The organism is Novosphingobium sp., assembly GCF_030696665.1.
Lineage (GTDB): Bacteria > Pseudomonadota > Alphaproteobacteria > Sphingomonadales > Sphingomonadaceae > Novosphingobium.
On the sequence record NZ_JAUYRV010000030.1, the window covers coordinates 1 to 13,904 of the forward strand.

The 13,904-nt window shown below is 64.0% G+C and carries 12 protein-coding genes and 1 pseudogene; 3 read left to right on the top strand and 10 right to left on the bottom strand.

What is annotated here, in order from left to right; translation table 11 throughout:
* The 6 genes and pseudogenes from Q8R81_RS07910 to Q8R81_RS07935 form a co-directional block, all read right to left on the bottom strand.
* A pseudogene (locus Q8R81_RS07910) lies at window positions 1-398 on the bottom strand (hypothetical protein); the annotation flags it as partial.
* A gap of 6 nt (window positions 399-404) precedes the next feature.
* Window positions 405-872 (bottom strand): type II secretion system major pseudopilin GspG, encoded by a 468-nt coding sequence (gene gspG / locus Q8R81_RS07915; protein WP_305616887.1) that lies wholly within the window; start codon window positions 870-872, stop codon window positions 405-407.
* Window positions 873-874: 2 nt separating this feature from the next.
* On the bottom strand, window positions 875-2,104 hold the full coding sequence (gene gspF / locus Q8R81_RS07920; RefSeq protein ID WP_305616888.1) for a type II secretion system inner membrane protein GspF: 1,230 nt from the start codon (window positions 2,102-2,104) through the stop codon (window positions 875-877).
* The gene (gspE, locus tag Q8R81_RS07925; RefSeq protein WP_371135336.1) at window positions 2,104-3,585 is read right to left on the bottom strand and encodes a type II secretion system ATPase GspE; all 1,482 of its coding nucleotides are present in this window, start codon (window positions 3,583-3,585) and stop codon (window positions 2,104-2,106) included. The genes gspF and gspE overlap by 1 nt, the downstream gene beginning before the upstream one ends.
* A 37-nt stretch (window positions 3,586-3,622) precedes the next feature.
* Window positions 3,623-5,869 carry a type II secretion system secretin GspD gene (gene gspD / locus Q8R81_RS07930; protein WP_305616889.1) on the bottom strand — a complete coding sequence of 749 codons (2,247 nt, stop codon included), beginning with the start codon at window positions 5,867-5,869 and terminating at the stop codon, window positions 3,623-3,625.
* Between the two features lie 11 nt (window positions 5,870-5,880).
* Window positions 5,881-6,669, bottom strand: a complete 789-nt coding sequence (locus tag Q8R81_RS07935; RefSeq protein ID WP_305616890.1) for a type II secretion system protein N — start codon at window positions 6,667-6,669, stop codon at window positions 5,881-5,883.
* 248 nt (window positions 6,670-6,917) lie between these two features.
* On the opposite strand from Q8R81_RS07935, the gene Q8R81_RS07940 reads away from it, so the two are divergent.
* Complete coding sequence (locus tag Q8R81_RS07940; protein ID WP_305616891.1) at window positions 6,918-7,397, top strand: NUDIX domain-containing protein; 480 nt, start codon at window positions 6,918-6,920, stop codon at window positions 7,395-7,397.
* Here the strand turns inward: Q8R81_RS07940 and dinB are convergent.
* Window positions 7,376-8,512: a DNA polymerase IV gene (gene dinB / locus Q8R81_RS07945; RefSeq protein ID WP_305616892.1), complete on the bottom strand. Its 1,137-nt coding sequence runs from the start codon at window positions 8,510-8,512 to the stop codon at window positions 7,376-7,378. The two genes, Q8R81_RS07940 and dinB, sit on opposite strands and share 22 nt — an antisense overlap.
* Window positions 8,513-8,586: 74 nt before the next feature.
* On the opposite strand from dinB, the gene Q8R81_RS07950 reads away from it, so the two are divergent.
* Window positions 8,587-9,849, top strand: coding sequence for a multidrug effflux MFS transporter (locus tag Q8R81_RS07950; RefSeq protein WP_305616893.1), 1,263 nt, complete (start codon window positions 8,587-8,589; stop codon window positions 9,847-9,849).
* Between the two features lie 12 nt (window positions 9,850-9,861).
* Here the strand turns inward: Q8R81_RS07950 and Q8R81_RS07955 are convergent, their stop codons facing one another.
* The 3 genes from Q8R81_RS07955 to apaG all read right to left on the bottom strand — a co-directional run bounded on the left by Q8R81_RS07955 (window position 9,862) and on the right by apaG (window position 13,188).
* Window positions 9,862-11,886, bottom strand: coding sequence for a bifunctional diguanylate cyclase/phosphodiesterase (locus Q8R81_RS07955; RefSeq protein WP_305616894.1), 2,025 nt, complete (start codon window positions 11,884-11,886; stop codon window positions 9,862-9,864).
* Window positions 11,887-11,979: 93 nt separating this feature from the next.
* On the bottom strand, window positions 11,980-12,777 hold the full coding sequence (locus Q8R81_RS07960) for a LysR family transcriptional regulator (RefSeq protein ID WP_305616895.1): 798 nt from the start codon (window positions 12,775-12,777) through the stop codon (window positions 11,980-11,982).
* Between the two features lie 12 nt (window positions 12,778-12,789).
* Window positions 12,790-13,188 carry a Co2+/Mg2+ efflux protein ApaG gene (gene apaG, locus Q8R81_RS07965; RefSeq protein ID WP_305616896.1) on the bottom strand — a complete coding sequence of 133 codons (399 nt, stop codon included), beginning with the start codon at window positions 13,186-13,188 and terminating at the stop codon, window positions 12,790-12,792.
* Window positions 13,189-13,284: 96 nt separating this feature from the next.
* Between apaG and Q8R81_RS07970 the strand changes: the two genes are divergently transcribed.
* Entirely contained in the window at window positions 13,285-13,893 is a 609-nt protein-coding gene (locus tag Q8R81_RS07970) for a DNA repair protein RecO (RefSeq protein ID WP_305616934.1), read from the top strand.
* Window positions 13,894-13,904 lie beyond the last annotated feature (11 nt).

Here is a 13,904-nt window from a genome sequence, read left to right on the forward strand (position 1 = left end):
AAAGCTTGCGGATCAATCCCGTGCCCTGCCAGCATGGCCAGCCAGCGATCCATTGCCGCCGGAGCAACCCGGCTCGCCAGCAAGCGCCCGTCGTGCGCGCCAACCGCGACATGCTGTGCCGCCTCAAGCCCGCCCTGCACCAGCCCCAGCCGCTCCGCCGCAAGGGCCTGCGCCACCGGCATATCGGGCAGCGGCTTGTCGATTACCGGAGCATCCGCCGCCGGAACCAGCACCGTCACCGCACCAGCCGCGCCCCACGGCGCGCTTTCGGCTTGCGCGTCAAAGGCCATTTCACGGCCAAGCCCGCTCTCACCCACACGCCACCAACACCACGGCGCATCGGCCTGTGCAGGCAGCAGGACAATCAGCCCATCATCATAAGGCGTGGCAACAGCCATCTGTCGTCAGTTCTGACCAGCGTAGATGTCAGCGTTCAGATCGGTCCCGCCCGGTTGCCCATCGGCCCCAAGCGAGAAGATCTCGAACGGCTTCCCGTCACGCCCCGGTGCCTGATACTGATAAGCATGGCCCCACGGGTCGGTAGGAATGTCTTTTACGTAACCGCCCGAACGATAGTTCTGCGGCATGGAAAGGTTGGCGGGCGGCGTCTTCAGCGCGTTCAGCCCTTCGCCCAACCCCGGATAACTCGCCATGTCGAGCCGGTACATTTCCATGCCCTGTTCCAGCGTGGAAATGTCGCTGCGCGCCTTCACCACCATCGCCTTGTCCTGACTCGGCAGCACGTTGATCAGCACTACCGTGGCCAGCAGGCCGATAATGAAGATCACCACCATCAGTTCGACAAGGCTGAAGCCGTTGCGGCGGCGCTTGTCCTCGGTTTCGGGAGTTTCAGGTGCGGTTTGGTCGGTCATGGTCAAAGTCCGGTAAGGTTCTGAAGCTGCAAAATCGGCAGCAGGATGGCCAGAATGATGAGCGCCACAGCCGTGCCCATCAGCACGATAATCGCAGGTTCCAGCAGCGCCATCATCGCCGCGGTGAAAGCCTCGAACTCGCGCTCAAGATAATCGGCGGCACGCTCCAGCATGGTGCCCAGTTGCCCCGCCGCCTCGCCACTGGCCGCCAGATAGACCAGCAGCGGCGGAAATGTCCCAGCCTCACGCAGCGCGGTGGAAAGCGACCCGCCCGCGCGCACCTTCTCGGAAATCCCCGCCAGCGATTGCGCCTGCACCGCATTGGAAACGGTGCGCGTCGCCAGCCGCAGCCCATCGACCAGCGGCAACCGCGCCTCGATCATCGTAGCCAAGGTACGCGCCAGAGACGCGGCATGAACATCGCGGATCAACTTGCCGATGAACGGTATGCGCAGCAGCCCGCCGTCAAAGCGCAGCTTGAACGCCGGTTGCCGCAGTGCGCGGACAAAGCCCAGCACACCCAGCGCCATCAGCAGCAACAACGCCCACCACCACGCGCTCACAAACTGCGAAATCCCGATCACCACGCGTGTCAGCATCGGCAATTGCCGCGCCGCATTGTCAAACTGCTCCACCACGCGCGGCACGACCGAGATCATCAACCCGGTCACCACGGCAATCGCCACCAGCGAAAGCACTATGGGATAGGCCAGCGCCGCAATGATCTTGCCGCGCACCATCGCCTGTTTTTCCAGCATATCGGCCAGACGGTCGGCAATCTGGGGCAGACTGCCGGAATTCTCGCCCGCCGCAATCATCGCGCGGTAGATCGGCGGAAAGCTCGGCTCTTCGCGCCGCATCGCCTCGGCCAAGGGCAAACCCTCGGTGATCCCGGCGTGGACGTTGCTCAAAATCCCCTGCGCCTTGGGCTTTTCGGTCTGCCGCGCAATCGTGCGCAGGGTTTCTTCCAGCGGGCTGACCACCATCAGCGACGACAATTGCCGCGTGAACAGCGCCAGTTGCTTGGCCGAAAGCTTGGTGGCGAACCACGCAATGCCGCTGGTGCTGGTCGCCGCGCGCCGGGCCGAAGTGACCGCATCGGCGCTGATCGTCACCACAAACCATTCGCGCGCGGTCAGCTTGTCACGCGCCACAGCTTCGCTCGCCGCCTCGATCGCGCCGCGCCGTTCGGCCCCCTTGGGGTCAATCGCGTGATAGGCAAAGCGGGCCATCAGCCGTCCCGCCGCATGATACGCGCGGCCTCTTCCGGGCTGGTCACGCCATCGAGCACCATGCGCCGCACCGCCTTGGCCAGCGTGGGCGAATCCGCAAAGGCGTGGCGCGCAATCGCCGCTTCATCGGCATTGTCGTGGATCATCTGGCGGATCACATCATCCACCCGCAGCGCCTCGAACACGCCAACACGGCCCTGATAGCCAGTCTGCGCACAGTGTTCGCAACCCTTGGCGGTCCAGACCATCCGTACCTTCTTGATGCCCAGCACTTCGGCCATGCCGGGATCGATCTCACGCTCTTCCCGGCAGTGGGGGCACAACCGCCGCACCAGCCGCTGCGCAATCACCGCGCGCAGAGTGGAGGCGAGCAGGAACGGCTCCACCCCCATATCGCGCATCCGCGTGATCGCGCCCGCCGCATCGTTGGTGTGGACGGTGGACAGCACCAGATGCCCGGTCAGCGATGCCTGCACCGCAATGTCAGCCGTCTCCCGATCACGGATTTCGCCGACCATCACCACATCGGGATCCTGCCGCAAAATCGCCCGCAGACCGGCGGCAAAGGTCAGCCCCACCTTGGAATTGACCTGCGTCTGCCCCACGCCATCCACAGCGTATTCCACAGGGTCTTCCACAGTCAGGATATTACGCGCGCCATCGTTCAACCCGCGCAATGCGGCGTAGAGCGTGGTCGTTTTCCCCGAACCGGTAGGCCCGGTGACCAGCACGATGCCGTTGGGTTCCGCCACCGCGCGGCGCAACGTGTCCTCGGCCTTCGGGTCGAGGCCAAGCTGGACCAGATCGATCCCGGCGTTTTCCTTGTCGAGCAGGCGCATCACCACCCGCTCACCCGCGCGGTTGGGCAGGGTGGAGACTCGGACGTCGACCAGTTTTCCGCCCAAACTCAACGAGATGCGCCCGTCCTGCGGCACGCGCCGTTCCGCAATATCCAGCCGCGCCATCACCTTGATACGACTGACCAGCACGGGCGCGACATGCGGCGGCATGCGCAATTTCTCGGTCAACACGCCATCGACGCGCATCCGCACCACCAGCGCGGTTTCATACGGCTCGATGTGGATGTCCGACACGCCCTGACGCAAGCTTTCGGCGATCAGGCCGTTGATGAGGCGGATGGCGGGCGCATCGTCGGCGCTGTCCAGCAGGTCTTCGGCAGACGGGAGGCCGAGGGCGAGCGGGTCCAGTCCGTCGCCTGCAATGCCCATGTCACCGGCCACTGCGGCAGCGGCGCCGTCGACCGCATAAACCTCTGACAACAGACGCTCAAAGTCACCTTGGTGCACTTTATGTGCAGTTAGGTGTCGTTCGGAAACACGCCTGATTTCCAGCAATGCGAGCGGATCGCCACCCTCACGCAGGGCCACCACCATCTCGGTGTCGGTCACGCTTTCCACCAGCACGCCCCGGTCCCGCGCGAAGGCATAGGGCACATGCGGCACGGCATTTTCCACCTGCACGGTCAGCCCCTCGATGTCCTGCGCGCTGTCCACCGGATCAGTCCCGCGCGCTGCTCGGCGGAAGTTCGGACTGTTCGAGCGGACCGGGCGTTGCACGCGGGCGGATCAGCGTATCGCCGGGAGCCACCACCGCCACTTGTGCAGAGGGTGCAGCGGGCAGGCTCGCACCCATGTAATCCACGATCAACTCGTCGATGCTCGGTTCCCGCTTGGGATCAAACGTCGTCTGCGCATCGCGCACGGTGCCATAGCGGCGCGCGGCCAGTGCCTGCCGGTCAGCCGCATTGCGCAGGATCGTCGGGCGGATGAACACCATCAGGTTGGTCTTCACCCGGCTGCGCGCGCGGGATTTGAAGACCTCGCCAATGATCGGAAGATCGCCGAGGAACGGCACTTTCTGCAGGGTGCGCTGCTCGTTATCATCCAGCAACCCGCCCAGCGCCACGATCTCGCGGTCACCCACGGTCACGGTCGTCTTGATCTCACGCTTGTTGATGATCAGTTCGTTCGACGTGCGTGAGACGGTGCCCGCAATCGAGCTGACTTCCTGCCGCAGGTCCAGCCGCACGAGGTTTCCGGCGTTGATCTGCGGGGTTACGTCCAGCTCGATGCCCACGTTCTGGCGCTGGATCGTGCGGAAGGTATCGCTGAAATTGCCGCCCGACAGCGCCTCTCCGGTGGTGATCGGCACTTCCTGCCCGAACAGGATCGAGGCGGGGACGTTGTTGTTGGTTGTGATGTGCGGGGTGGACAGGATGTTCGAATCCTTGTCCGTCTGCACCGCATTGATCAGCGCGCCAAGGTAGGTGTCCTTGGCCAACTCGGTCAGGAAGCCGGTATAGCCTCCGCTGGCCGAAAGCGCCTTGCTGGCGGCGTTTTCCAGCAGCAGATCACCGGCGGTGCTGTTGGTCGATGTCGTTACCGTATCGCCGTTGATCACGGTCGTCGTCTGGTTCAGCGTATCTGCCAGAAACCCGCCCGCCAGATCGATGATGTTGGGCGAGGAGTTGGAGAAGTTGGTGACGGTGAACGGCTTGTCCTTGCCGCCGAACAGCAGCTGAACGCCCAGTTCGCGCGCCACGTTGTTCGATACTTCGACGATGATCGCTTCAACCAGAACCTGCTGCTGCGGCATGTCCAACTGGCGGATCAGATCGGTAATGCGGCGCTGATCGTCAGCCGGGGCGGCAATGATGATGGCGTTTGCACCCGGATAGCGAGTGATCGTGGCGGTGCCGCGCCCGTTGGCCAGCTTGATCGGGCCATTGCCGAGCCCGCCAGCCGTTGCACCGATGGGGCTGGTGGCATTGCCGCCGGCGGCCGCTGCCTGCCCGGTGGAGCCTTGCGTTCCGGCAGATGACGTGCCGCTGCCGCCCACGCCGCCAAGCGAGATGGGCGCAGCGCTGGCCGAGGTAACTTCACCGCCGCCCTGCCCGCCGAGTAAGCGTTCCAGCACGGGAACGAGCACAGCCGAATCTGCATGGTCGAGCCAGATGACCTTGATTTCGCCGCCCGCTGCCGCGCGGGCATCAAGCTGGCGCGCCATTGCGGCCATCTTGGCCAGCGTGGCCGGTTCACCGCGCATCAGCACGGCATTGGCGCTGTCCACCGCGACGACGGTGGCGAGCGAGCGCCCGCCTTCACCGCCTGCAGGGACCAGTTGCGTCAGCGCCGTGGCAATTTCGCGCGCACCGGCGTGATCGAGCATCACGGTCTGCGTGGCGGCGTTATCACGGTCTATATCGGCCAGCAGCGCGCGGATGCGGCGCATGTTGTCAGCATAGTCCACCACCACCAGCGAATTGCCGGACTTGTTGGCGGTGATTGCGCCTTCCTTGCTGATCAGCGGGCGCAGCGTTTCCACCGCTTGCGCCGCGTCCACCGCGCGCAGGCGGATCACTTCGGTGACCATCTGGCTTTGCATCGCGCCACGGCTGCCGATGCGGGTAGGATTGCTGGCCGCGCCATCGGCGGGCTGAATGCGGAATGCACCGTTGCCGGTGGGCACGGCGACAAGGCCGTTGGCGCGCAGGGTGGAAAGGAACACTTCGAAGTATTCCGAGCGGCTGAGCGCACGATCAGACACGACGCTGATCTTGGCCTGCACGCGGCTGTCCACGATGAAGGTGCGGCCGGTGACTTCGGCAGCATCAGCCACGAAAGCGCGGATGTCCGCCTCGCGCACGTTGAGCGTGTACTGCGCCAATGCGGCTTGCGGTACGGCGAGCGCGAGGGCGGCGGCTCCGAGGAGCATCTTCGGAGCGAGAAGCTTACGCAGGTTCATGGTGAAAGCATTCATGGAGCGAGGGTTATCGCAAGAGGAAGCTGGCGATCACCGCGCTTGACGGTGACCGAGATCGAAGCGCCGGGACGCAGTGCGGCAGAGAGCGTGGCGGCATCTGGCGCGCCAGTAACGGGCTTGCCATCGATGGCCTGAATCACGTCTCCGGGCTGGAATCCGGCGGCGCGGAACGTGCTGCCATCGCCCGAGGACAGGACTTCGAGGCCGATGACGCGCCCACCTTCGGCACGGGGACCGAAGTTTACGCCAGAGCGCAGGGCATCGACACTGATTGCACCACCCGCTGTGCCGGTTGCCGGCGGCGGGGCGACGGGATTGGCGGCAACCACCTTGGCCGCATCGGGTGCGGCACTGGACTGGTCGATATACAGCAGTTCCTTTGCGCCGTTGCGCGCAAGTTCCACATGATCGAAGGCAACGGCGGCGAGGGTGACGCCGGGCTGCACTTCGGCCCCGACGCGATAGACCTGCTGCAACCCGTCACCGCCTGCAATGATTGCAGTGCCGCCGCCGCCTGGCGTGGCACGCGTGGCAAACAGGGTAAGCGCAAGCGAAGTGACCGCGCCTGCGGATTCGGCCTGTGCGATAGGTGCGCCACGGTTGAACGGATCGACACTGGCGAAAAGGGCGGCGCGGGCAGAAGGAGCCATCATGCGCACGCCCTGCGGCTTCCAGTTGCCAAGCGGCGAGACTGGCGTGACCAGCGCCCAGACCAAGGCCGCGCCGAGAAGTGCGATAACCACGGCCAGCGCCCACCACAGCACGGCGTGCAGTGACGGCAAGCCGGAAATGTTTCCCGGCCGTGCCAATGGCGTTCCCAGCGTGATTCCCCCGAATCTCAAACGCGTTTTCCCTTCCGAAAGCGCAGGCATAGCTGCATGGCCTCGATTCACAAACGCCTGCCGCCAATCGATCCTTCGTGAAGCCCAAGCAGTCAAATGCTACGGTGGTGTGACAAAGGAATGGCAATCCCGACCAGCCGCCGCCGAAGCGGATGACAAGCAGCACGCGATGGGTCAGAGTCAACCAGATGCTGTCCTTTCTGCCCGGCCCGGTTCATCGCATGGCGCTACGCACCGCGCACCGATTGCGTCTGCACTGGTGGCGGCTGACGAAGCGCAAGGTGCGTGGATGCAACGTGATTGCCGCCAATGCCGAGGGGCACGTGCTGCTGGTGCGGCACAGTTATCATGCGCGCGATACATGGATGTTGCCCGGCGGCGGGCTTGGCCGCGATGAAAGCCCGCTGGGCACAGCGGCGCGCGAATTGCGCGAAGAGACGGGCTGCGTTTTGCGGGGGGCAGTGCACGTTGGCACAGTAACGATCAATCGCAACGGCTGGACCAACCTGATCGAACTGGTGAGCGGACAGGCCGACGGCACGCCTGCCCCGGACGGGCGCGAGATTGAGGAGGCACGATTCTTCGCGCCCGATGCTTTGCCTGAGAATACCAGCGGCCCGGTGCGTGAGATGATTGCGAAGGGGCGTCAGAACGGCAATTCGGCCTGAAGCACCGGGACGATTGCGGCCTCTTCGGCTTCGTCCGGATCCTCGCCCTCAAGCGCAGAGAGGGTCAGCCCCATCAGGCGGATCGGCTTGGGCAACGGCAATTGCGCATCGAGCAGTTCGCGGGAGAGCGCGGCGAATTCGGCGCGGTCGGCAATCGTGCGGGGCAATGATTTCGCACGGGTGCAGGGGCTGAAATCGTTGTATTTCATCTTGAGCGTAACAGTGCGGCCCTTTGCGCTGCTGCGCTCGATCCGCTCCCACACGATGTCGATGATATGCTCCAGCGTTTCGCGCAGCGCGCTGCCTGAAGAGATGTCACGCTCAAACGTGCGTTCACCACCGACGGATTTGCGCGGGCGATCAGCCTTCACCTGCCGCAGATCGATGCCGCGCACTGCCCGATAGAGATAGTCGGCAAGACTGCCGAAGTTTGCGCGCAGGAAGGCGAGGTCTTTTTCCCTGATGTCTGCGCCGGTCTCTATGCCCAGCTTGGCCATCTTTTCCGCGCCGCGCGGGCCGATCCCGTGGAAGCGGCGGACAGGCAGCGCGGCGACGAAGGCGGTGCCCTCACCCGGACGGATCACGCACAGGCCATCGGGCTTGTTCTGATCGCTCGCGATCTTGGCGAGGAACTTGTTGTACGAAACACCCGCGCTGGCGGTGAGACCGGTCTCGGCACGGATGCGCTGGCGGATCAGTTCGGCAATGCGCGTGGCCGACCCGATGCCGCGCACGTCGTCGGTCACATCAAGATAGGCCTCATCCAGCGAGAGCGGTTCGACGTGCGGGGTGAAGTGCAGAAAAACAGCGCGGATCTGCTGCGACACGGCCTTGTACACATCGAAGCGCGGCCTGCGGAAGATCAGATCGGGGCACAACTGCGCCGCGCGGGCCGACGGCATGGCCGAGCGCACGCCGAACTTGCGCGCTTCATAACTGGCCGCGGCAACCACGCCTCGGCCAGAGGAGCCGCCAACCGCGACCGGAAGTCCGCGCAGGGAGGGTTCATCGCGCTGCTCCACGCTGGCGAAGAAAGCATCCATATCGACGTGAATAATTTTGCGGATGCCGGTCGCTGTGCGGTCAGGTTCAAGATCTTTGGCTGGCGACTCCATGCCGTCACGCTAGCCCCTTTTGCAGCGCAACATAAAGGGTAGGAATCGTGGCCGATCTGGGCCACTAGATCGTTATGCCTGCAAACAATGATCCGACCCGCCCGCGCACGATGGGCGAGCGTGAGACAATCGCGATGATGGCCTTGGTGATGGCGCTGCAGGCGCTGGCCGTGGACGCGATGCTGCCCGCGCTGGGATTCATGGCCGAAGATCTTGGCGTTACCGACCCCAACCGGCGGCAGTTGGTGATCGGCGCATTCATGCTCGCGTCGGGCTTTGCCTCGCTGTTTCCCGGATCGCTGGCGGACCGATACGGACGGCGGCCGGTGCTGCTGTGGTGCATCGGAATCTACGTGGTGTTTTCGATCGGGTGCGCGCTGGTGACATCGTTCGACGCGCTGCTGGTGATGCGCGTGTTGCAGGCTATGGGCTGCGGCGGGCTGGCTGTGCTGCCCGGCGCAATCATCCGGGACCGCTTTTCGGGCGACCAGATGGCCAAGCAGATGTCGATAATCTCGGTGGTGTTTCTGGTGGTGCCCATGCTCGCGCCCAGCATCGGGCAAGTGGTGCTGCTGTTTGCCGGGTGGCGCTGGATCTTCGTGTTTCTTGCCGTGATGGCCCTGGTGATGGCGGCATGGGTGTTCATGCGCCTGCCCGAGACGCTGAACCCCGAATATCGTCAGCCGATTCGCCCGATGTCGATTGCGGTGAACATGGCAGGCGCGGCAACCAACCGTTCGGCCATCGGCTATGTTCTGGGTGGCGCGGTCACGTTTGGCGCGTTGATCGGATATATCAACTGTTCGCAGCAACTGGTGGCCGAACACTTCGGCGCGGGCGAGACGTTCCCGTTGCTGTTCGGCCTTTCTGCATTGATGATGGCGGCGGCGAACTTTTCCAATTCACGCATCGTCGAGCGGTTTGGCGCAAGGCGCGTATCGCACATGGCAGTGCTGGTGTTCATCGTCGTCAGCGCGGCACAGTTGTGGTTTGCCAACCTGCCGGTGCAGACGCTGTGGCAGTTCATGCCGCTGATGATCCTGAACATGATCCTGATTGGCTTCATCGGCGCAAACTTCAATTCGATCGCCTTGCAGCCTTTTGCCAGCACGGCAGGGTCGGCCAATTCGATGCACGCTTTCCTGCGCATGGTAATCGGATCGACCATCGGCATCGTGGTGGGCCAAGCCTACAACGATTCGGCGCGGCCGCTGGCGGTGGCATTGCTGGTTTGTGGGGTGCTCAGCCTTTTGCTCGTGCTCTACAGCGAGAAGGGCAAGCTGTTCCGCCGCATCCATCCGCCGGGCACACCGCGCCCGATTGTGCTGGAGCATTGAGGCAGCAGGGCTTCAGGCCCGCAGGGTAACCGGCTGGTTGCCGGGGGCAGCAGTCATGACAGCAAGCGCAGTGTCGGCTGGTTCAGGCCGCCCGAAGTGATAGCCCTGCATCAGCCGGATACCAAGCGCACGGGCGGTTTGCGCCTGCGCCTCATCCTCAACGCCTTCAATGGTACAATCGATGCCAAGCTGCCATGACAGCGAGATGATCGTTCCGACCAGCGTGCGCGCGCCGGGATCGCTCACCAATGCGCGGGACAGTTCCTGATCAATCTTGATCATGTCGAGCGGCAGGCGGTGGACCTGGCTGAGGCTGGACCAGCCTGCGCCGAAATCATCGAGCGCGATGCGGAAGCCTTTTGAGCGGAAGGTCTGGAGCTGGGCTTCGGCGCGTCGGGGATCGGCAATCAGCGCGCGTTCGGTCACTTCAAGGATGATCGAACTGGGCGGCGCGCCGGCTTCTTCGGCCAGCCGGGCGAGTGCATCGGCGGTGCCCGCGCGCATCACATCGCGCGGGGCCAGATTGATCGAAAGGGTGCGTCCATATTCCCACGCACGACATTCCCGCAAGGCGCGGGCCATGACCATGCGGGTCAGCTCTCCGGTGCGGCCGGTTGCTTCGGCCAGCGCCATGAACTGGCCGGGGGCCAGCCAGCGTTCGCCATCGGGACTCCAGCGCACGAAAGCTTCGAAGCCGGTCACGCCGCCCGTCTCGCCATCGATGATCGGCTGGTAAAGCAGGCGCAGCCGATCGGCCAGATCGCTGTCGTTGAACAGCCGGGTGATGGCGGCGCGATTCAGCAGTTCGGCCTCGTCTTCGGGGCTGAACACGATCACCGCGCCATCGGACTGCTCCTTGGCCTTGTAGAGCGCGGCATCAGCGCGTTCGAGGCAATCGCTGACACTGCGCCCATCCATGCGGTGCACTCCGATCGACCCGGAGAGACGCAGAACCGCGCCGGCATGAAGCACCGGCGCGCGAAGCGATTCGGACATTTCGATGGCCAGAGCGCGGACGCCATCTTCGTCCAGTTCGGGATCGATGATGGCTGCAAACTCGTCACCGCCAAGCCTTCCGAAACTTCGGATGCGTGCAAACGTGGCGAGGCGGTGGGCAACTGCGGCCAGCACCGTATCGCCCGCCGCATGGCCATAAGTATCGTTGACGTGCTTGAAGCCATCAAGATCGATCAGCGCCAGCCATGCCTTGGCTGTGGTGTCGACGGTGACGGCGCAGGTCCGTGACAGTTCGTGCTCAAGCCGCGCCAGAATTGCCCTTCGACTGAGCGCTCCGGTGAGCGGGTCGATCGTGGCTTGCAGCAGGTTCTCCTCGGCCAGCTGCGCGGCCTCACGCTCACGCCGGACAAGCTGCTGGCGGGAGAGTTCCAGACGCACGAAATCACGGTGATGGCCGTTGGCGATCAGCAGCAGGATTGTCGTCACCACCACCTGAACCAGCATGACCGGAACCGCATTGGGATGGCCACTGAACAGGATCTGCCCGGTGGTGGGAATGGTGATGGCAATGGCAATACGCAGCGCAGTAAGCGGCGAATGACCAAGTCCGAGGATGCCGGAAAACAGCGTCACCGCGATGATATAGTGGATGAACGACTGCTGGGCCGCATCTCCAAAGGGATACAGCGCCATTCCCCATAGCGCGAACATGAACCCGGCAATGGCACCAAGCCAGCTCATCATGCGCAAGTCGCGCCGCAGCACGGCCAAGGATCGCGCCGCCACCCCGCTTGGCCGCCAGTAATACGCCCGCCAGACAGCGAAGCTGCCCAGCACCATCGGGCCAAACAGGCTCAGCCACAAAGGCACTTCGCTGCGAAACAGCAAGGCCACCAGCAGGGCATTGAATGCCACGACCATGTAAAGCAGCGGCAAGCGGTGCGAGAGGCTGGTGGTATAGGCCAGCGTGAAGCTGTCACCTTCGTGCTGGCCCCAGCGACCGCCGTTCGCACGCGCGCGCCGTGCCCATCCGCCGCGCAGCGCGGAAATGAAGGCAAAATGTCGCGACCAATGGCTCATCGGTGCGTAGATTAAGGACGGACAGTTAACAGGCCGTAAGGGCTGGCACGGGAACTGGACCGAATGGGAACAGACTGCGCTTGACGTTTCCGATCAGGCCGAAAGTGATTCGACCAGTGCCCGCACTTTCTTCTGCCGCCACTGCGGCAAAGGTGCCACCAGCCAGTAACTCCGCCGCGAAACTTGCGGTTCTCCATGTGTCACGACACGGCCCGAGGCGATGGCTCCTTGCGCGAGTTGCATCGGCACATGCGCGCGGCCAAGGCCAGCGCGCGCCGCGCTGATCGCCGTCCCGGCGTCGCCCACCGAAAAGCCGACATCGCCACCACCCGGAGCCGGATCGCCGGGCCAGCCGATCCACGGGCAATCAGGCGCAGCATCAGGCGCGGCGATGGTAACCATCAGCGGCTGTCCAAGCGCCATTCCTTCCAGTTCGCCCGGCCCTTCGGCCCACCGCACGGCGAGATCGAGATTGGCCTCGGTAAAATCGATATCGGCATCGCCGCCGACCAGCGAGAAGCGCATCTGCGGATTGCCCGCGCGGAATTCTGCAAGGCGCGGAGAAAGCCACGCGGCAAAGAAATCCCGTGGGCAGGCAATGGTATAGACATGGCTGGACTGCCCCGCCTGCATCGCCTGCACGCCTTCTTCAAAGCGCAGGAACCCTTCGCGAATCGCATCAAGACCGGCAATCGCCTCGTCCGTCAGTTCCAGCCCCTTTGACGTGCGGCGGAACAGGACCACGCCCAGCAAGTCTTCCAGTGCACGAATCTGCTGGCCGACCGCCGCCGGGGTGACCGCCAGTTCATCTGCCGCGCGCGTGAACGACAAGTGTCTTGCCGCAGCATCAAGAACGCGCAGACCGTTCAGCGGGAGGTGAGTCCGTTTCATGTTGAAACGTCGTTAGTTTGCAGGAGCCGGTGCCGCCAGCGGAAAGAACGGAATGGCCACATCGAACAGCGATCCATCGGCGCGCTGCATGGTGTAATGCCCTTCCATACTGCCATGATGCGTACCGAGCGGGCAGCCCGACACGTAGTCATGGCTTTGCCCGGGTTGCAGCACAGGTTGTTCACCGACCACGCCATCACCATCGACGAAATTGACCATGCCGCGGCCGTCGGTGATCCTCCAGTGCCGCGAGAGCAAATGAACTGGCTGATTCGCGTCATTTTCAATACGGATATGATAGACCCAGAACCATTTCCCGGCTTCCACCCGGGATTGCTCGGGCAGAAAGTTTACGGCGACTCGCACCGTGACCCCTTCGGTCATCGCGGCGTGCTGGAAAAGCTGCTTCATGCTGCATAAACTATCGCAGAACGTCCGATGTTCCAATCCGCTTGTGCATCTTTCCGCCGCTTGCCCGAAAAGACAATGCAGCGCAGAGCAAGCGGCATGCTGATCCGCGCACCTGCCATCGTCTGTTCAGTGCGCCCGCACGGCGAACATGGCGCGATTGTGCGCGTGATGACCGCCGACCACGGCCTTGCCGCCGCCTATGTGGCAGGCGCGCGCGGGCGCGAACTGCGGCCAGTGCTGATTCCCGGCAACCTCATCGCCATTGAAGTGCGTGCACGTGCCTCGTCACAGTTGCCATCGGCCCGAGTCGAGCTGGTGGCCAGCCGCGGCCCTTGGCTTTCGGAGCCGTTGCCGAGCGCAGGGATCACATGGGCCTGCGCGCTGACCGCATCGGTACTGTCCGAAGGCCACGCCTATCCCTTGCTGCACGATTCGCTGGCCGCGCTGCTGGATGCGATCTGCCACGCGCCATCGGCCAGAGGCTGGGCGCGGGTGCTGGCGGGGTATGAAGTGCTGCTGCTGCGCGAGGTCGGCTATGGCGCAGCCCCTGCCCCGCCACCTGAGGAGGAGTGGGGCAGCCTGCTCGCCCGGCTGGAGCGGCAGGGCAAGGCTATTGCCAACCGCTTGCTTGCCGATCGGGCGGGCGATGTTATGGGAGCGCGCGCGATTCTGATCGAGCGCCTGCGCCGCATCGGCAGCGGGTGACGGGAACGGAC